This is a genomic window from Mycolicibacterium litorale (genome assembly GCF_010731695.1).
GTDB classification, from domain to species: Bacteria; Actinomycetota; Actinomycetes; order Mycobacteriales; family Mycobacteriaceae; genus Mycobacterium; species Mycobacterium litorale.
Genome location: NZ_AP022586.1, coordinates 3,378,405 through 3,395,629, shown reverse-complemented (window position 1 = coordinate 3,395,629; position 17,225 = coordinate 3,378,405). Strand labels below are relative to the sequence as shown.

Below are 17,225 nucleotides of genomic sequence, written 5' to 3'. Positions count from 1 at the left end.
TTCGGTGTAGTTGGTTGCGCTGAGCGCTAGCAACCACACCGAAATCACCGGCGGCCGAGCAACCCGTGCTCGAGCGCGTACAGGCTCGCCGCGACACGGTTCGACACCCCGATCTTGGCGTACGTCCGCTCGACGTGATTGCGTGCGGTCTTCTCGCTGATCACCAACGTCGCCGCGATCTCGCGGTTCGACGCGCCCAGCGCCACCAGGCGCAGCACCTCCGCCTCGCGCGGGGTCAGCCCGCCCGGGTGGGACACCGGCCGCGCCGACTGGCCCGCGGCGTGCAGCACCGCTTCCGCCGCACCAGGATCCAGTCCGCCGTCCCGTACCCGCTCACGCACCCGCCGCGCCGCATCACCGGCCGCCATCGCCGCCCGATACGGCCTCGGCTCACACGCCGCGTGATAACTCACCGCCGCCGCGAGCACACGGTCGGGCATCGTCAGCTCCCGCGCGGCGAGCCCTCGCGGATATCCCGTGCCGTCCAACCGCTCGTGATGATTCGCCGCCACCGACGCCACCCGCGCGAGCCCCGGCACCTGCCGCAGAATCCGCTCCGTCAGATACGGATGCAGGCGCACCCGTTCGAACTCCGCCATGCTCAGCGCGCCCGGCTTCGACCAGACCTGGTTCGACACCCCGATACGGCCGATGTCGTGCACGTGGCCGGCCCGCCGCGTCAGTGCCACCGCATCCGCGTCGAGGCCGGCCACCATCGCCGCATCGGCGGCCAACGCGGCCACCGCCCTCGAATGTCCGGCGGTGAAGGGACATTTGAGGTCGACGAAGTCGCCGAGCGCGACCAGCAGGGCGTCCAAGCCGGCGGCGTCGAGCCGTGTCTTGCGGTCCGGCGCCTGCCGCAGCGCCGTCGTCCACGCATCTCCGGTCATCGGCACCGCCAGCACGGGTTCCGGGTCGGCGACGAACGCATCGACGACCGCCGGATCGAACTGCCCCCCGCGCCGGCTGCGCGCCATCGCGACCGCGCCCTCGACCCCGTAGCCGCGGTGATGCACCTCGACCAGGTCGGCGAACTGCGCCACCCGCATCTCGACCGGGATCGCCTCTCCGGCAACGCCCGCAGGCAGCCCGCCGCCGTCGAACCGCTCGAAGGTGAATCCGAGCACCCGCTGCACGTCACCGTCGAGACCGATCCGCTCGGCGAGCAGCGCAGCCGACGTGCAGTGCGAATGGATGAGCCGCGAGATGTGGCCGCGCGCATCGGCGTACAGCGCCGTCACGGTACGCAACCGCTGGAGCAGCGGTGCGCCGTGGCGGACATTGGCCAGCAGGAACCGCTGGTACGGCAGTCCCGACCAGTCGACGAGATACGACGCGCGGCGCACCGCGATGTCGTCGCCGAACCACCGCGCGTACTCGTGCGAGTCGGCGTGACAGCCGATCCACATGACCAACGTCGTGTAATAGGCACAGTCACGCTGAGCGGTGCTGAGCCCCAGCCGGTCGGCGAGCCGCGTCGCGATGAGCGCCGACCGCAGCATGTGCTCGGCCGGCTGGCCGAGCCCGAGGTCGATCGCCACCGACAGCGCCGCGAGGACTTCCGCACGCGTCGGAAGCCCCGCGGCCTGCGGGCGACTGGTCACGAGCCGATTGTGCGCCGTCGTCAGTCATCAGGTCAGCGAAAGCCGGTCGGCGTCCTGATGCCGGCTTGCGTCGAACGGGTCGAACAGGCCCTGGCCGACCACGCAGATGCCACGCTGCGGCAGCCGGAAGTCGGCCAGCCGGGCCTGGCGGGGCAGCGGACCCGTCGGCCCGAGGTCCGCACCGCGCACGGTCGCCGCCGAGTCGGCGACCAGCCACACTCGTTTCGGCCCGATGCGGAACTTCTGGCCGTTGGACGCGGTGCCCGTGAGCCGGATGCTGCCAGCACCGAGGACGGGGCCGACGGTTCGGCCGAGCACCGCGAGCGCGATGCGATTCGTCCACATCCACGCGGGTAGTCGGGTGCCGACCGCGGTGAGCGCGCGCGTCGCGGCGGTGGCCGCGATGTCGACCTGCCACCGGAGTACGCCAGGGATCGCGATGGTCAGCGTCCACGGCGTCGTCCACGTCGCGGTGATCTCGCAGACGACCGGGTCCACCTCGGTGGCGGAGCTGAAATAGCGCGAACAGCTCTGCGCGCCGGGCGTGGTCGCGTAGAACGTCCACACGCCGTCGGGTGTGCGGTGCCACACGGACAGGTAGGCGGGGGAGAACGATGTCGCGGGGAAGTCGCGGAATGCGAGGTAGTGGCCGCTGGTGAAGGGCAGCCCCATCACGCCGAAGCCGACGACACGTTCGTCGTCGCCGCCGGGAAGGGTTTGCGTCGCGGTCGCCTCGGCGGCCGCCTGGGGAGTGGGTTGGGTGTTCATGCCCTCGATGCTGCGGCGCAACCGGCGCCCGCGGCATGGGGCATTCGCCTCAAACCGCGGCGGCCGGGCGGAATCCGGCGAGCAGCGAGTGCACGCCGAGGCGCCACCGTCGCTCGACCGACCGTGCCGTGGTGCCCAGCCAGCACCCGGCCTCCTGCACAGCCAGACCCTTGGCCAGCGCGAGCAGCACGTGTGCGATGTCCACCGCATCGCCGGCCAGCACGCCCTCGTCGAGGCACCGCTGGATGCGGTCGAGGAAGATGTCGCGCACGGCCTCGCCGGCCGCCAGTTCCTCGGGGCCCGGGTCGAAGTCGGCGAACGGCCGGGAGAACATCACCTGCGCGAGTCTGGGGGAGTCCAGGCAGAAGCGGCGGAACACCGGCACGAGCGCCTCGATGTCGGCGACCGGATCGTCGGTCACCGGCACCGCGGACAGGTCGTTGCCCAGCAGCCGGAACCCCTCGAAGAAGATCGCTCGAATCAGCCCGGCCTTGTCGTCGAACAACTCGTAGACGGCGGGCACCGATGTCCCGGCCCGCTCGGCGACCCGCCGCGTGGTGAGCCGTGCGACGCCCTCCTCGTTGAGCGTCGCGACGGCCACCGCCAGCAGCCGGTCCCGTAGTTCAGGGGTGCGCTGTTTGGCCCTGGGCATCGCCGCTCAGCCGCCGAACTCCGCTGCCAGCCCGTCGATTCCGGCGCGAATCGCCTGCAGCGCGTGGTCGCGGGCCTTGAGCTTGCTCGCCACATGCGCGTTCAGGTGCAGCGTGGCCGCGGCCTCGGTCGCGACCTCCTGCGCGCGGGTGAGCACCGCGTCCTGCTCCACCACCTCGTCGAGCCAGCCGCCGGCGATCGCTGCGTCACCGGTGAACGTGGTGGCCATCGAGACGCCACGGTGGAACGCCGCCGGCGTCAACCGCATCCGCATCAGTTCGATCGCCGAGATGGGCAGCACCATGCCGATCGCGACCTCGTTGGCCTGGCACCGCGTGCGCGGGGACCCGATCCGCACGTCGCCGGAGAGCAGCAGGAACGAGCCCATCGCGATCGCCGGCCCGGTCGCGGCCATGATGATCGGCTTCGGGAAGGTCAGGCAGCGCACGGCGAGCTCGAACCCGCCGGTGAGCATGTCCAGTGAGGCCTGCGCGTCACCGGAGGCGAACACCGCCAGGTCGAAGCCGCCGCTGAACAGCTTCTGATTACCCGCCAGCACAACGGCCTTCGAGTCGTCTTTCTCGGCGCGGTCGAAGGCCTCGTTGAGGTTGGCCTGCATGGCCGGCGACAGGACGTTGGCCTTGCCATCGTCCATCGTGATGGTCGCGACCGACTCGGTCAGGTCGTAGCTCACCGTGCTGCTCATCAACTCTCCTATGAGTGGACATCAAGTGCGAGCGATGTTACGTAACGCCGTTACGAATGCCAAGACCGCATGGCCAGATCTCGTCGCATCATGGCGATCTAGCCACTCGTGGCCGTTCTGGGAGATCCGGCACAGTCGTCGGTATGACGCTTCCCCAAGAGGTCCGCCTGTCCGAGTGGAACCTTCCGGACACCGAGGTGTGTTCGGCCGCAGTGCGATTGGTGCTCGACGTCTCGCTGCCGGTCATCGCCAACCACACCGTCCGCAGCTACCTGTTCGCCCGCGAACTCGCGGCCGCCAGGGGAGTGCGCGACTACGACGATGAGGTCGTGTTCCTCACCTGCATCCTGCACGATCTGGGCGTCACCGCCCTCGGCGGCGGCGATCAGCGGTTCGAGGTCGACGGCGCCGACGCCGCGGTGCGGTTCCTGCGCGAACACGACGTCGCGGAGGATCGCGCCCGCACGGTGTGGGAAGGGATCGCACTGCACACCAGCCTCGGGCTCGTGCACCGGTTCGGCACGGAGCAGGCGGTGTCGTTCTCCGGCATCTCGCTCGACATCGACGGTGCCGAGAAGGAGTCACTGCCGGCCGGCTTCGTCGAGCGCGTCCATGCCGCGTGGCCGCGTCAGGATCTCGGCTTCGCGATCGCCGACCTCATCGCGGGCGGAATCGCCGCCAACCCGCTGAAGGCCCCGCCGTTCACGTTCCCCGCGCACCTGCACGAACTGCTCAACGGCAGCTCGCTCACCTTCTTCGACGTGGTGCGGAACTCCGGCTGGGGCGACGAGCCCGTCGACGCGTAACCGTCAGGCACCCCGGTGGTGCCGGCCCGCCTCCCGGGTCACGCCGCTGTACACCGGCGCGCCGTTGCGTTCGATCCATGGGAAGTCGAGCACCGTCGTCTCGTCGTGCTGACGGGTGCGCCACCGGTCCTGGGTTTCCTTGACGGCGTTGCTCATTCGCTGGATCTCGGCGCGGAGCACCTCGGGACGGGTCTCCTTCGACGCGTACTGGAAGTAGGTCAGCACGGTGCGCAGCAGTTCGAGCTTCTGCTTCTCCTGGCGCGCCAGGTCGTGGGAGCTCATCAGCTCGAGGCGCTGCACGGGCTGCAGTGTCGCCCAGTCGAGAACCACGCGGTTGGTGTACTCCTTGGGGCGGCGGGACGCGCGTGGCCGGTCGTAGAACGTCACGAGGCCGTCGAAGCGCGACCGGATCGACCCGGCGAGTTCGTTGCGGTCGACCGCCGAGTCCCACACCGTGCGCCATTCCTGGCCGGGCGCGAGAACCGGCAGCTCGTTGGGCAACTCCAGTTCGACGATGTCGGGATGGCCGTCGACGCGTTCCTCGTAGCGGGCCACCGTCGGCGGATGGGTGAAGTCGAAGCGGATGTCGTGTGCGGCGGACTGACCGAAGTTGCGCACGACCAGTTCGATGACGTGCCAGTCCGACGGGTGCGGTTCCATGAACATCACGACGTGCGGTTTGAGTTCGTCGGCGCGCAGATCGCGGGTCCGGCGAAGCGCTCGCGTGACGACGATCAGCGCCACCACGCCGAGGAGCAGGGCAGCCCAGGCCGCCACCGCCAGCCAGCCCGCCGACCCGAGTGCGGTCAGGTCCCGCCAGCGATCCTCGATCCAGTCCACCGCGCCCCCAACGAGTCATCGTGTGCTGGAGGCAGACTACCGTTCGCTGGCGATTCTGCAGCAACCACGGCGAGCCGCGTCAGGGCAGGGCCTCGGCCAGTTCACGCGGCGCGCGAGGGGAAATCGGCAACGGCGCGCGCGTGTGCACGAGCCGTTCCCCGCGCGCCAGCCATTCCGCGTCGGCCCACTCGACCCTGGCGGGCAGGCGCCGCCAGTACTGCGGGTGGGCGCGCAGATACAGCTCCACACTGGCGTGCACGCGGGCGTCCTCGGGCAGTCTGCGCAGCGACAGCGGATGGCTGCTGCCGGCCAGCGCGTCGAATTCGGTCGGCGTGGGCAGCCGGCACCCGCCGCGCAGCAGCAGCCCGGTACGCACCGCGCCGTCGAGCACCCAGTCCAGCGGGATGTCGGCGAGCTGCCAGCAGGCGCCCGGCGTCCCGGCCACGTCGCAGTGGGCACCGCGGAACCAGACCTCTTCGACGGTGCCGGCGCCGAGACGCTCGCCGAAGCGGCCGCCGTCGATCGCGATGGCGTGGCGGCCGGACCCGACGTGGCTCAGTGCGTCGTCGGTCGAGCGCGCGGCGCCCGGGACCGTCACCGAATCCCACAGCCCGAGGTAGCGGACCGGCACCGCGGCGGTGCCCCGACCCGTCAGCACCGCGGCCAGGCGGCTGACCCGACCCCAGTCCGCGGCGGTGCGGTCGGTGCGCGGCAAGGCGTAGGCGTCGAGCAGATAATCGAGCAGTTGGTCGCGCCGGTCGTGCCAGACCCCGATCGTGCCGAGCAACCGGGCGAGTTCCCGCGCGCAGGAGGCGCCGCGCCCCACGCCGAACAGGAAGACCTCGTCGCCGGGCGCCCAGGCGTCGACCAGAAAGCGGTATGCCGCCACGATGCTCGCCCTGGCGGATCCCGCGGCGGTCTGTCGCCACCGCAACGCGCTCACACCCCGCCGCAGCGGCTGCGTGCCGGCACCCGCGTCGTACCACGTGAGCTGTCGGGGGGAGCTCTCGATCAGCCCGAAGAGCGCACCGGCGTTGGTTGCGGCGTGGCGTCCGGGCTGATCCTGTGCACGGTCGAAACACAACACGATGTTCTTCACAGCTACCCCCGGCTGATGAACGACTCTGTCCCCTTAGGAGTTTGCCCGTTCCGCCTCGCCGTGTCACTACCTGCGCGCGTAATTTCCGCGATTCCGCCACGATTTCTTGCGACTGCGCGGTATTTGGCGACGGATTTCGTGGCACCCGGTGCGGAAACACGGCGTAACGCGGAGACCGTCGACGTGTTCAGCGCAACGTGTCGCGCCCGGCGAAGCGTTGCCGGATTCGCGACCGGCCGCACCGCCAGACTAGAGCTCAGCCGCCCATCACCATGCGCCACTGTTCGAGATCGCTGGCGCGGTACACGTAGTTGCTCCGACGCACCTCCGACAGCGCGGCGCTCGGCTCGGCGGAGTACCAGTGGCCGGGGAACACCGTCGGGTCGCCGGGCAGCTTGGCCAGCGCCTGCAGGCTGCGGAACATGTCGTCGACGTTCCCGCCGGGGAAGTCGGTGCGGCCGCAGCCCTCGAGGAACAACGTGTCACCGGCGACGAGTCGGCCGTCCAGTAGGAAGCACTGACTGCCCGGCGTGTGGCCCGGGGTGTGCAGCAGTTCGATGTCGATGCTGCCGACGTTGATCACGTCGCCGTGCTCGTGTGCGGTGAGCTCGCTGCGCGCGATGCCGGTCACCCGCGACACCCAGTCGGCCTCGTGGCTGTTGACGTGCACCGGCACGCTGACCCGCTCGAGCAGTTCGGCCAGTCCCTTGAGCTCGAAGCCCATCATCGAACCGCCGACGTGGTCGGGATGGTGGTGGGTCGCCAGCACCCCAGACAAGTGCATGCCGTCGGCTTCGAGGGCGTCGACGAGATCGCCCGCCGCGTACGCCGGATCGACGACGACGCAGTCGCCGGTCTCCCGGTCGCCGATGAGGTAGGCGAAGTTGCGCATTTGCGTGGCGATCATGTCGCCGGCGGCGAAGTCGCGTCCGGACAGCAGTTGGCGGAAGTAGAGGCGATCAGAATTCGGCACGCCCCTCAGCCTAAAGCGGCTGGTGAAAAAACCGCACGTCGCGGGGTGTTTAACGGCACACCCGCAAAACTGGCACCCGCGGTGCGCATTTACATAGCGTTCGAATTGTGCAACTGACCCGCTTCACCGACCTGGGCCTGCGGACCATGATGCTGCTGGCCGCCGGCGAGGCCGACGGGCAACGCGTCACGACCCGCACGATCGCCGCGGGCGCCAACGCCTCGGAGCATCACGTCGCCAAGGCCGTCGCCCGGCTGGCCGATCTGGGGATGGTGCACGCGCGACGCGGCCGCGTCGGCGGCCTGACCCTCACCGACGCCGGACGCGAAGCGTCGGTCGGCTGGCTGGTGCGCCGACTCGAAGGCGACCGCGAGGTCATCGAATGCGGCGGCGACGACCCGTGCCCGCTGCTCGCCGCGTGCCGGCTGCGGCGCGCGCTGGCCGACGCGAAGGAAGCGTTCTACCGCGAACTCGACCGCCACACCGTCACCGAGATGGCGGGCCCCGCACTTCCCCTGGTGTTCCTCGGAGCACCGCTGAAGAACCCCACCGATGAAAGGACCATCCGATGACCACCGCACCCGTTGCCGTCGGCGAAGAACTCGCCCCCGCGCACGCTCAGATCATCGCCGCCACGCTGCCGTTGGTCGGCGCGCACATCGACGAGATCACCACGGTGTTCTACAGCCGGATGTTCTCCGCCCGCCCTGAACTGCTGCGCAATCTGTTCAACCGCGGCAACCAGGCACAGGGCGCCCAGCAGCGGGCCCTGGCGGCGTCCATCGCCACCTACGCCACCCACCTGGTCGACCCGAACCTGCCGCATCCGGACGAACTGCTGTCGCGGATCGGCCACAAGCACGCATCCCTCGGCATCACCGCCGACCAGTACGACATCGTGCACGAGCACCTGTTCGCCGCGATCGTCGAGGTGCTGGGCGCCGACACCGTCACCGCTGAGGTGGCCGAGGCCTGGGACGCCGTCTACTGGATGATGGCGCGCACGCTGATCGAGCTGGAGCACGGTCTGTACGCCGCGGCCGGGGTCGTCGACGGCGACGTCTACCGCCGCGCCCGCGTGGTCGCCCGGGTCGACGATCCGTCCGGCGCCGTCCTGCTCTCGGTGCGCTCGGCGCAGCCGTTCACCGATTTCCGGCCGGGGCAGTACGTCTCGGTGGGCGTCACGCTGCCCGACGGCGCCCGTCAGCTGCGGCAGTACAGCCTGATCAACACCCCCGGCGACGGCGACCTGACCTTCGCGGTGCGCCCGCTCGGTGAGGTGTCCAACTGGATTCGTGCCAACGTCCAGGTGGGCGACGTCCTCGACGTCACCGTGCCGTTCGGCGACCTGCCGGATCCCGAGGCCCACCACCGGCCGCTGGTGCTGGTGTCCGCGGGCATCGGCATCACCCCGATGATCGGCATCCTCGAGCACCTGGCCGCCGTCGCCCCCGCGACGACCGTGCGGGTGTGGCACGCCGACCGGTCGGCCGCCACCCACCCGCTGCGCGAGCGGCAGCAGGAACTGGTGGCCGCGCTGCCCGACGCGACGCTGGACCTCTGGTACGAGGAGGCCGACGGTTCGAAACCCGGGGCGCGTGAGGGGCTGCTGAACGTCGGCGATGTGGAGGTGCCCGAGGACGCCGAGGTGTACCTGTGCGGCGGCAACGGTTTCGTCCAGGCGGTGCGTTCGCAACTGCAGGAAAACGGGGTCCCGGCCGAGCGGGTGCACTGCGAGCTGTTCTCGCCGAACGACTGGCTGCTGTCCTGACCGGGGGAGTGCGGACTGGCCCGCTGATGGTCGCAATGACCAGCGGTTTGGCGCCCAAGCGGGCCAGACTGTACTCTCTTTAAGGCCCACGGCACGGCGTTGTCCGCCGTCGAGGGTCAGGCCCCCTTAGCTCAGTCGGCAGAGCGTTTCCATGGTAAGGAAAAGGTCAACGGTTCGATTCCGTTAGGGGGCTCGGTGGATCGCCCGAGCGGCGGCGCCGGATGGCGGTGTAGCTCAGCTGGTTAGAGCGCACGACTCATAATCGTGAGGTCGGGGGATCGAGCCCCCCCACCGCTACAGAGCAAGTACGTGCAACAACGAAGATCTGTGAAAGAGGGCAGCTGACGTGGCCTCCAGTACCGACGTCCGGCCGAAGATCACTTTGGCCTGCGAGGTGTGCAAGCACCGTAACTACATCACGAAGAAGAACCGCCGTAACGACCCTGACCGGCTGGAACTGAAGAAGTTCTGCCCGAACTGCGGTGTGCACCGTGCGCACAAGGAGTCGCGCTGATCGGTCGGCCCGTTGGCGATCGCCTCGGCTGACTAGGTAGGTTCAACACTCGTGTCTTTCCTGGACGATTACGTCGGGACGCATTACCGCCATCCCGACCACTACGTCGTCGGCCGCGAGAAGATCCGCGAGTACGCCGTTGCCGTCAAGAACGACGACGCGGCGTTCTTCGACGACGCTGCCGCGGCCGAACTCGGCTACGACGGGCTGCTCGCGCCGCTGACGTTCATCTCGATCTTCGGTTATCAGGCGCAGTTGGCGATGTTCCACGCCAACAACATCGCGATCAGCGATGCGCAGATCGTGCAGGTCGATCAGACGCTGAAGCTCATCAGGCCGATCCAGGCGGGGGACACGCTGCACTGCGACGTGTACATCGACTCGATCCGCAAGGCACACGGCACCGACATCATCACGACGAGGAACGTCATCACCAACGACAAGGGTGAGGTCGTACAGGAGTGCTACACCACCCTCGCGGGGCGTAGCGACGAAGACGGAGAGAGTGGCTTCAGCAATGGCACTGCGTGAGTTCGATTCGGTCAAGGTCGGCGATCAGCTTCCCGAGAAGGTGATCACCCTGACCCGTCAGGACCTCGTCAACTACGCCGGCGTCTCCGGCGACCTCAACCCCATCCACTGGGACGACGAGATCGCCAAGCAGGTCGGGCTCGACACGGCCATCGCGCACGGCATGTTGACGATGGGTCTCGGCGGCGGCTACATCACCTCGTGGGTGGGCGACCCGGCCGCGGTCAAGGAGTACAACGTGCGGTTCACCGCCGTCGTGCCGGTGCCCAACGACGGCAAGGGCGCCGAGATCGTGTTCAACGGCCGGGTGAAGTCCGCCGACCCGGAGACCAAGACAGTGACGATCGCTCTGTCGGCCACGGCCGGCGGCAAGAAGATCTTCGGCCGTGCCGTCGCGGTTGCGACACTGGCGTAGCGAGGGACTCTCACATGGCACTCAAAACCGACATCCGCGGCATGGTCTGGAAGTACCCCGACACCTTCGTGGTCGGGCGTGAACAGATCCGGCAGTTCGCCAAGTCCGTGAAGGTCACCGATCCGGCGTCGCACGACGAGGACGCGGCCAAGGAGCTCGGCCACGATGCACTGATCGCGCCGCCGACGTTCATGTCGATCTTCGCCGTCATGATCCAGAACCACTTCTTCCAGAACGTCGACATCGGCATGGAGACCATGCAGATCGTCCAGGTGGACCAGAAGTTCCTGTTCCACCGTCCGATCAAGGAGGGCGACGCGCTGACCGGGACGATGCACATCGAGACGGTCGACGAGCGTTTCGGCGCCGATATCGTCACCACCCGCAACGTGCTGGTCGATCAGCACGACATGGTGGTGATGGAGTCGTTCACCACGCTGATGGGGCACGAGGGTGACAACTCGATCTCGGTGAGGTGGGATCCGGAGACGGGTCAGGTGGTCCGCAAGGCCGCCGGCGAGTAGTCGCTGGGCAGCGGATTAGGAAGTCCGACAGGCTGCGCGCTAAACTCGGTGACCGGGGTTTTCCCATTACAGCGCGCTTCCGACCGAAGTCTGGAAGCGCGCGAATTGTGTGAGCCCCGTACACGGTGATGACGGTGCCAGCAATGTCGTCGCTGAAGGGGCGTAGCTCAACTGGCAGAGCAGCGGTCTCCAAAACCGCAGGTTGCAGGTTCAAGTCCTGTCGCCCCTGCCAACTGAATACTGGACAAGTGTGGACACTGGACAGTGATGACAACGAACAGTCCACAGGAACCTGAGACGAAAGGCATGCGGTGAGCGACGAGCGCGACAGTGCCGGCTCCGCAGGCACCGGCAACGACGCGGAGACCGACGGCGTCGAAGACACCCGCGGTCAGACCGCTGTGGTGACCCGGCCGCTGCGTCCCACCGGCAAGCGGACGCGGCGTGCGGCCGTCGAGACCGACGCCGAATCAGACGCCGTCGAGCTGACCGAGAGCGCGGGCACCGAGAACGGCTCCGGCAAGGCCAAGAAGAAGACCGCGAAGAAGGAGCCGGGTCGCTACCCGAACCCGTTCCTCTTCGTCGTCAACTACATCAAGCAGGTCGTCGCCGAGCTGCGCAAGGTCATCTGGCCGAACCGCAAGCAGATGGTCAGCTACACCACCGTGGTGCTGGTCTTCCTCGCCTTCATGGTGACGCTGATCGCCGGGTTCGACTATGGCCTGGCCCGACTGGTCGGACTGGTGTTCGGCGAATAGCCGAGGATCGGCCAGTAACAAGAGAGGACTACAACCGTGACGAGCTTCGAGGGCGATACGCCTTCGGCCGAGAGCGTCGATCTGGTCGACGACGTGACGACCGATCCCGCGACCGAGGATGCCGACGTCGCGGGCGGCGAGGTGAGCGAAGAGGCTGCCACCGACGCGCCGGCCGAGACCGCCGATTCCGCTGCCGCCGAGCCGGTGGAGGAAGTCGACGAGGACCCCGCCGTCGCGCTGAAGAAGGAACTGCGGCTCAAGCCGGGCGACTGGTACGTGATCCACTCCTACGCCGGCTACGAGAACAAGGTGAAGGCCAACCTCGAGACCCGCGTGCAGAACCTGGACGTGGGCGACTACATCTTCCAGGTCGAGGTGCCGACCGAAGAGGTCACCGAGATCAAGAACGGCCAGCGCAAGCAGGTCAACCGCAAGGTGCTGCCCGGCTACATTCTGGTCCGCATGGAATTGAACGACGAGTCGTGGGGTGCGGTGCGCAACACGCCGGGCGTCACCGGATTCGTCGGCGCGACCTCGCGGCCGTCGCCACTGAGCCTCGACGACGTGGTGAAGTTCCTGCTGCCGCCCGCCGCGGCGAAGAAGCCCGGAAAGGCCGCGTCGACGGCTGCCGGTGCGGCCTCGACCGAGGCGACGCTGGAGCGTCCGGAGATCCTGGTCGACTTCGAGGTCGGCGAGTCGGTCACCGTCATGGACGGACCGTTCGCGACGCTGCCGGCCTCCATCAGCGAGGTCAACGCCGAACAGCAGAAGCTCAAGGTGCTCGTGTCGATCTTCGGTCGCGAGACACCGGTCGAACTGACCTTCAACCAGGTCTCCAAGATCTAACGCAAGCCCCAGAAAAGAGAAGGAACAAACAACAGCATGGCCCCGAAGAAGAAGGTCACCGGGCTGATCAAGCTGCAGATCCAGGCCGGGCAGGCCAACCCCGCCCCGCCCGTGGGTCCGGCGCTCGGTCAGCACGGCGTCAACATCATGGAGTTCTGCAAGGCGTACAACGCCGCGACCGAGTCGCAGCGCGGCAACGTCATCCCCGTGGAGATCACCGTCTACGAGGACCGCAGCTTCACCTTTGCGCTCAAGACGCCGCCGGCAGCCAAACTGCTGCTGAAGGCTGCCGGTGTGCAGAAGGGTTCCGGAGAGCCGCACAAGACCAAGGTCGCCAAGGTGACCTGGGATCAGGTGCGCGAGATCGCCGAGACCAAGAAGTCGGACCTGAACGCCAACGACATCGATCAGGCCGCCAAGATCATCGCCGGCACCGCCCGGTCGATGGGGATCACCGTCGAATAGCAGTTTCGACCGTCCCCGTGGGAGGGCTGGCATCGGCCCGCACCACGACTCCAACACACACGATTGGAAGATCAATGAGCAAGGACAGCAAGGCATACCGCGAAGCCGCCGAGAAGGTGGACAAGACCCGGCTCTACACGCCGCTCGAGGCCGCGAAGCTGGCCAAGGAGACGTCGTCGAAGAAGCAGGACGCCACCGTCGAGGTCGCTATCCGCCTGGGCGTCGACCCGCGTAAGGCCGATCAGATGGTGCGCGGCACCGTGAACCTGCCGCACGGCACCGGCAAGACCGCGCGCGTCGCGGTGTTCGCCGTGGGTGACAAGGCCGAGCAGGCCGCGGCCGCGGGTGCCGACATCGTCGGCAGCGACGACCTGATCGAGCAGATCCAGGGCGGCATGCTCGACTTCGACGCAGCGATCGCGACGCCGGATCAGATGGCCAAGGTCGGACGCATCGCGCGCATCCTGGGCCCCCGTGGCCTGATGCCGAACCCGAAGACCGGCACGGTGACCGCCGATGTGGCCAAGGCTGTGCAGGACATCAAGGGCGGCAAGATCAACTTCCGCGTGGACAAGCAGGCCAACCTGCACATTGTGATCGGCAAGGCTTCCTTCGACGAGAAGAAGCTGGCCGAGAATTACGGTGCCGCGCTCGACGAGATCCTGCGGGCCAAGCCGTCGGCGTCGAAGGGCCGCTACCTGAAGAAGATCGTCGTGTCGACGACGACGGGTCCGGGCATCCCGGTCGACCCGCAGGTGACCCGGAACTTCGCCGAGGCCTGAGTTCTCTGAAACCGCAAGAACCCCCGCACCTTTGGGTGCGGGGGTTCTTGCGTTGTGGGGCAGTCGATTTGGCGAAGGCCCTGAGGTCTCGCAGGCCGGCACAGATACTTGCACACGCAAAGGAACGGTCAACGGTCAGGCCAATGCGGCGATGAGCGTGCCCGCGCGTGCAATACTTCGGCGACGGCGTCACTATGCCGCCGTTCTTCGGGGGGAGAAGCAGTGATCACTGCTGTGCGGGTACTTGCGATGGTTCACACGATGCGCGGTTCCGTCATCAACAAAAAGGCCAGCCACCACTTGTGTGGATTCTGGGCGCTCCCTGCTATGTAGCCGCAGTCAATTGATCGGGGGGGGTCACGTCGTGGGTCGGCACAACAAGCGTTCAACACGTAGCAATAATCGCGCGGTCAGTGGAGCGATCGTCGCGGGCGGCCTGCTCGCTGGCGGACCGGTCGCGGTCGCCTTGGCGGCGCCGTCGTTCTCGGACACCTCGGAGTCCATCGGAAGCGGGTCTAGTGTCTTCGGACCCGCGTGCTCGCAACTGACGACCGACTGCGGCAACGGTTCGGCAGATGCGCCACGGGTGGGAGTCACGGTCTCGTACACCGGTCCGTTTCTCGGCCTGATCGGCGACGGGATGGATGCCGCCGCCGACTGCACGGGGACCGCATGCGATGGCGGCAACGGGGGACTGCTGTGGGGTAACGGCGGCAACGGCGCGAACGGAGGAAAGGGCGGCGACGCCTTCCTTTTCGGCAACGGTGGACGCGGCGGTGACGGCCTGAACGCCGGCCAGGCCGGCGGGGCGGGCGGCAATGGCGGCTTGCTCTTCGGTGCCGGTGGCGATGGCGGCAACGGGGCGGCCGGAACCAGCGGAGTCGATGGCGTCAATCCCGAATCCAGCGGTACGCCAGCCGCTTCCGGTACGTCATCTCCGCAGAGGTCAGGTCCCGGGAACCAGGCGGGCACGTCAGGTGGGCCCGGTGCTTCGGGTGCCATAACCGGCCAGGCCGGCGGCTCCGGTGGGGGCGGACAAACCGTCTACAGCGGCGTCCAGGACGTCAATGGGCAGCCGGAAGTCACTCCACCCGGCGGTGTCGCCATCGGAGGTAACGGCGGTCGGGGAGGCGACGGGGCTCCGGGCGGCCGAGGTGGAGACGGCGGTGCCGGTGGCGACGCGTTCAGCATCGACGCCACCGGAATGCCGGAGGCCTACGGGGGCAACGGCGGCGATGGCGGCAATGGGGGAACTGGCGCAGACGGTGGCAATGGAGGCAACGGGGGATTCGCCGTTGCGTCACAGGAATTCCCGTCCCCTGAACAAGGAGTCCAGGGCGCCGGCGGAGACGGCGGACGAGGTGGCGACGGCGGCAACGGTGCCGCAGGCACCAACGGGCAGGCCGGTGGCGCAGGCGGCGCCGGGGGCCGTGGCGGACTCTTCGGTGGGCGCGGTGGTGCGGGCGGCATCGGCGGTGCCGGTGGCAATGGCGGTGACGGCGACCGCGGCGGCAACGGCGGCAATGGGGGCAACGGGTCTGACGCGCTGAACGATGGTGTGGGGGGCGAAGGCGGTCACGGGGGCCAAGGTGGCGCCGGGGGCACTCGGGGAACCGGCGGTGCCGGTGGCGCGGGAGGTGCGAGCGGGTTGGGCGGAGCATCCGGCGCGGCTGGCGACAACGGCGCAGACGGCATTGATGGCACGCCTGGCGAACCGGGGAGCTCCGGGCAGCGCGGGAGCGGGCCGAACGATTTCTAAGCGACGGAAGTGCTGCGGCTGGCCGGTGCAGAATTCCTGTCCGGCGCCTGATCGACGTCGGTGAGCATCGTCGTCAGAGCGCCTGCATCTGCTGTTTCAGGGCGGGTAGGCCGACTGGCTTGTGCTTGGTCAGCTGGCAGTGCTCGATGACATCGATGACGGCATTACCGCGAAACCAGCGCCGTTTGCCTTGATAGCCGCACTGGCACTGAGCCTGGTTGTTAAGCCAGGAAGAGACCAGGTACGCCTGTGGACCGTCCATGTCGCCACAGTAGCGGTAGCAAATAAGCTGTGCCTGAAAATCGCAGATCCCCGCGAGTTTCGGCTGCTCGCCCCGAGTGAGATGCCGCGCGGCGGCTCGGTCATACGGTCGCACTGGCGTCTCGGCGCGAGAATCTCGGCAACGGATCCGGTCATCCGCAGTGCAGACTCGTCCACCCGATAGATGGTCATATTTCTGTGTCGCATCCCGCGAGGAGCAGTCCGTCCACCAGGGGCCAACCGCTGTGACCGGCGATCGCACAAGTGGGTTTGTCAGGGTGGGTAGCTATTGGCTGGATCGTTTGCCTCAGACCCGCGCATTGCTACGCAATTTTGGCAAACTCGTAGCCCAGGCGGGGTTCGGGGCCGATGTTGCCGTCAGTTGCGGGAACGCCCAGGAAGGACGGCGAATTTTATTGTTTCTTACGCGTTACTCGACATAGTCATGCGCATGTCGCAACGCTTGACCTGCCTAGACACGGAATGTCAGCAGCGCACCGATGTAAAGCGATCGTCGGTTGTTTTGGCCGCAGCGAATGGTGCGTTGTTGCATTCAGTGGTGGGGATAACGGCACTGAGGGTGAACAGCGCGTTCGTGTTGACACGGCCACTAGCGTCTGAGAAACTTTGCTCACTAAAGTCGTTTCAACAAACAGGGGGGGACATGTCGACTATGGCGACACATTTTCGTGGGGGAGTTACTCGACTGCAGGTCGGTACCGCCGCATGCGCGGTCGCTGCGGCTGCTGCATTTCCGGCAGTAGTTGCCAATGCTGAGCCGACCGTGCCTGCGCCTCTCGCGCCAGTGACGCAGCTCCTGATCGAGGCGCCGCTGAGCCCGGTCATGAACATCGCTGAGCAGCCCGGAGCGCCTGGTTGGTTGGAGAACGGCCGCACCATCATTGAGCGGTTCGGCGCGTTGGTCTTTGCGGTTACCGGAGCGATCATTGCGCCGTTCGTCGCCGTTGCGCAAGCGGTCATCACCGCCGTTCAACGCTTCTTCCAGATCGGGCCCTACTCCACGGGCCGCGGCTAAACAGCTGCTCTTAGCGACAATTCTGGTGCGGTTCGCCTTCAGGTGAACCGCACCAGAGCTGGCGGTTATGCAAATCAGAGTTTCAAATGAACGCGAGTCATCATTGATTTCACGTA

At 67.6% G+C, this 17,225-nt stretch carries 21 protein-coding genes and 3 tRNA genes; 15 read left to right on the top strand and 9 right to left on the bottom strand.

Annotated elements, in window-relative coordinates:
* Window positions 1-44: 44 nt before the first annotated feature.
* The 4 genes from G6N30_RS16190 to G6N30_RS16175 are packed head-to-tail and all read right to left on the bottom strand — an operon-like array spanning window position 45 to window position 3,729.
* Entirely contained in the window at window positions 45-1,628 is a 1,584-nt protein-coding gene (locus G6N30_RS16190) for an HD domain-containing phosphohydrolase (protein WP_134054467.1), read from the bottom strand.
* 3 nt (window positions 1,629-1,631) lie between these two features.
* Window positions 1,632-2,372 carry a hypothetical protein gene (locus G6N30_RS16185; RefSeq protein WP_134054465.1) on the bottom strand — a complete coding sequence of 247 codons (741 nt, stop codon included), beginning with the start codon at window positions 2,370-2,372 and terminating at the stop codon, window positions 1,632-1,634.
* 49 nt (window positions 2,373-2,421) lie between these two features.
* A complete protein-coding gene (locus G6N30_RS16180) occupies window positions 2,422-3,024 on the bottom strand; it encodes a TetR/AcrR family transcriptional regulator (RefSeq protein WP_134054463.1) in 603 nt (200 codons plus the stop codon).
* 6 nt (window positions 3,025-3,030) lie between these two features.
* Window positions 3,031-3,729 carry a crotonase/enoyl-CoA hydratase family protein gene (locus tag G6N30_RS16175; RefSeq protein WP_134054461.1) on the bottom strand — a complete coding sequence of 233 codons (699 nt, stop codon included), beginning with the start codon at window positions 3,727-3,729 and terminating at the stop codon, window positions 3,031-3,033.
* 143 nt (window positions 3,730-3,872) lie between these two features.
* On the opposite strand from G6N30_RS16175, the gene G6N30_RS16170 reads away from it, so the two are divergent.
* On the top strand, window positions 3,873-4,535 hold the full coding sequence (locus tag G6N30_RS16170; protein WP_134054459.1) for an HD domain-containing protein: 663 nt from the start codon (window positions 3,873-3,875) through the stop codon (window positions 4,533-4,535).
* A 3-nt stretch (window positions 4,536-4,538) separates the two neighbouring features.
* Here G6N30_RS16170 and G6N30_RS16165 read toward each other — a convergent pair whose 3' ends face one another.
* The 3 genes from G6N30_RS16165 to G6N30_RS16155 form a co-directional block, all read right to left on the bottom strand.
* On the bottom strand, window positions 4,539-5,375 hold the full coding sequence (locus G6N30_RS16165) for a DUF8453 domain-containing protein (RefSeq protein ID WP_179965464.1): 837 nt from the start codon (window positions 5,373-5,375) through the stop codon (window positions 4,539-4,541).
* A gap of 79 nt (window positions 5,376-5,454) precedes the next feature.
* Window positions 5,455-6,474 (bottom strand): phospholipase effector Tle1 domain-containing protein, encoded by a 1,020-nt coding sequence (locus G6N30_RS16160; protein ID WP_134054457.1) that lies wholly within the window; start codon window positions 6,472-6,474, stop codon window positions 5,455-5,457.
* A 256-nt stretch (window positions 6,475-6,730) separates the two neighbouring features.
* The gene (locus G6N30_RS16155) at window positions 6,731-7,447 is read right to left on the bottom strand and encodes an MBL fold metallo-hydrolase (RefSeq protein ID WP_134054455.1); all 717 of its coding nucleotides are present in this window, start codon (window positions 7,445-7,447) and stop codon (window positions 6,731-6,733) included.
* Between the two features lie 107 nt (window positions 7,448-7,554).
* On the opposite strand from G6N30_RS16155, the gene G6N30_RS16150 reads away from it, so the two are divergent.
* The 13 genes from G6N30_RS16150 to rplA all read left to right on the top strand — a co-directional run bounded on the left by G6N30_RS16150 (window position 7,555) and on the right by rplA (window position 14,053).
* On the top strand, window positions 7,555-8,019 hold the full coding sequence (locus G6N30_RS16150) for an RrF2 family transcriptional regulator (protein WP_134054453.1): 465 nt from the start codon (window positions 7,555-7,557) through the stop codon (window positions 8,017-8,019).
* Complete coding sequence (locus G6N30_RS16145; protein WP_134054451.1) at window positions 8,016-9,218, top strand: globin domain-containing protein; 1,203 nt, start codon at window positions 8,016-8,018, stop codon at window positions 9,216-9,218. Before G6N30_RS16150 ends, G6N30_RS16145 begins: the two co-directional genes overlap by 4 nt.
* Window positions 9,219-9,338: 120 nt before the next feature.
* A tRNA-Thr gene (locus G6N30_RS16140) sits at window positions 9,339-9,411 on the top strand.
* A 30-nt stretch (window positions 9,412-9,441) separates the two neighbouring features.
* Window positions 9,442-9,515, top strand: a tRNA-Met gene (locus G6N30_RS16135).
* 49 nt (window positions 9,516-9,564) lie between these two features.
* On the top strand, window positions 9,565-9,732 hold the full coding sequence (gene rpmG / locus G6N30_RS16130; RefSeq protein WP_011854752.1) for a 50S ribosomal protein L33: 168 nt from the start codon (window positions 9,565-9,567) through the stop codon (window positions 9,730-9,732).
* A 51-nt stretch (window positions 9,733-9,783) separates the two neighbouring features.
* Entirely contained in the window at window positions 9,784-10,263 is a 480-nt protein-coding gene (hadA, locus tag G6N30_RS16125; RefSeq protein ID WP_134054449.1) for a (3R)-hydroxyacyl-ACP dehydratase subunit HadA, read from the top strand.
* Window positions 10,250-10,678, top strand: coding sequence for a (3R)-hydroxyacyl-ACP dehydratase subunit HadB (gene hadB / locus G6N30_RS16120; RefSeq protein WP_134054447.1), 429 nt, complete (start codon window positions 10,250-10,252; stop codon window positions 10,676-10,678). Before hadA ends, hadB begins: the two co-directional genes overlap by 14 nt.
* Window positions 10,679-10,692: 14 nt before the next feature.
* Window positions 10,693-11,202: a (3R)-hydroxyacyl-ACP dehydratase subunit HadC gene (gene hadC, locus G6N30_RS16115; protein WP_134054445.1), complete on the top strand. Its 510-nt coding sequence runs from the start codon at window positions 10,693-10,695 to the stop codon at window positions 11,200-11,202.
* A gap of 156 nt (window positions 11,203-11,358) precedes the next feature.
* A tRNA-Trp gene (locus tag G6N30_RS16110) sits at window positions 11,359-11,434 on the top strand.
* A 79-nt stretch (window positions 11,435-11,513) separates the two neighbouring features.
* Complete coding sequence (secE, locus tag G6N30_RS16105) at window positions 11,514-11,960, top strand: preprotein translocase subunit SecE (RefSeq protein ID WP_134054443.1); 447 nt, start codon at window positions 11,514-11,516, stop codon at window positions 11,958-11,960.
* A 36-nt stretch (window positions 11,961-11,996) separates the two neighbouring features.
* Entirely contained in the window at window positions 11,997-12,806 is an 810-nt protein-coding gene (gene nusG, locus G6N30_RS16100; RefSeq protein ID WP_134054441.1) for a transcription termination/antitermination protein NusG, read from the top strand.
* Window positions 12,807-12,842: 36 nt separating this feature from the next.
* A complete protein-coding gene (gene rplK, locus G6N30_RS16095; RefSeq protein ID WP_011558342.1) occupies window positions 12,843-13,271 on the top strand; it encodes a 50S ribosomal protein L11 in 429 nt (142 codons plus the stop codon).
* A gap of 74 nt (window positions 13,272-13,345) precedes the next feature.
* The gene (gene rplA / locus G6N30_RS16090) at window positions 13,346-14,053 is read left to right on the top strand and encodes a 50S ribosomal protein L1 (RefSeq protein WP_134054439.1); all 708 of its coding nucleotides are present in this window, start codon (window positions 13,346-13,348) and stop codon (window positions 14,051-14,053) included.
* A gap of 1,300 nt (window positions 14,054-15,353) precedes the next feature.
* Here the strand turns inward: rplA and G6N30_RS27345 are convergent.
* Window positions 15,354-15,632: a hypothetical protein gene (locus G6N30_RS27345; protein ID WP_163687616.1), complete on the bottom strand. Its 279-nt coding sequence runs from the start codon at window positions 15,630-15,632 to the stop codon at window positions 15,354-15,356.
* Between the two features lie 253 nt (window positions 15,633-15,885).
* On the bottom strand, window positions 15,886-16,074 hold the full coding sequence (locus G6N30_RS16080; RefSeq protein ID WP_134054437.1) for a hypothetical protein: 189 nt from the start codon (window positions 16,072-16,074) through the stop codon (window positions 15,886-15,888).
* An 804-nt stretch (window positions 16,075-16,878) separates the two neighbouring features.
* Here G6N30_RS16080 and G6N30_RS27265 point away from each other — a divergent pair.
* Window positions 16,879-17,109: a hypothetical protein gene (locus tag G6N30_RS27265; protein WP_234880153.1), complete on the top strand. Its 231-nt coding sequence runs from the start codon at window positions 16,879-16,881 to the stop codon at window positions 17,107-17,109.
* The last annotated feature ends 116 nt before the right edge of the window (window positions 17,110-17,225 follow it).

Coding starts and splice junctions, on each gene's coding strand:
- rplA (WP_134054439.1), top strand. CDS start 13,346: ATGAGCAAGGACAGCAAGGCATACCGCGAAGCCGCCGAGAAGGTGGAC.
- hadB (WP_134054447.1), top strand. CDS start 10,250: ATGGCACTGCGTGAGTTCGATTCGGTCAAGGTCGGCGATCAGCTTCCC.
- G6N30_RS16175 (WP_134054461.1), bottom strand. CDS start 3,729: ATGAGCAGCACGGTGAGCTACGACCTGACCGAGTCGGTCGCGACCATC.
- G6N30_RS16180 (WP_134054463.1), bottom strand. CDS start 3,024: ATGCCCAGGGCCAAACAGCGCACCCCTGAACTACGGGACCGGCTGCTG.
- G6N30_RS16185 (WP_134054465.1), bottom strand. CDS start 2,372: ATGAACACCCAACCCACTCCCCAGGCGGCCGCCGAGGCGACCGCGACG.
- G6N30_RS16145 (WP_134054451.1), top strand. CDS start 8,016: ATGACCACCGCACCCGTTGCCGTCGGCGAAGAACTCGCCCCCGCGCAC.
- G6N30_RS16170 (WP_134054459.1), top strand. CDS start 3,873: ATGACGCTTCCCCAAGAGGTCCGCCTGTCCGAGTGGAACCTTCCGGAC.
- G6N30_RS16080 (WP_134054437.1), bottom strand. CDS start 16,074: ATGGACGGTCCACAGGCGTACCTGGTCTCTTCCTGGCTTAACAACCAG.
- hadC (WP_134054445.1), top strand. CDS start 10,693: ATGGCACTCAAAACCGACATCCGCGGCATGGTCTGGAAGTACCCCGAC.
- rplK (WP_011558342.1), top strand. CDS start 12,843: ATGGCCCCGAAGAAGAAGGTCACCGGGCTGATCAAGCTGCAGATCCAG.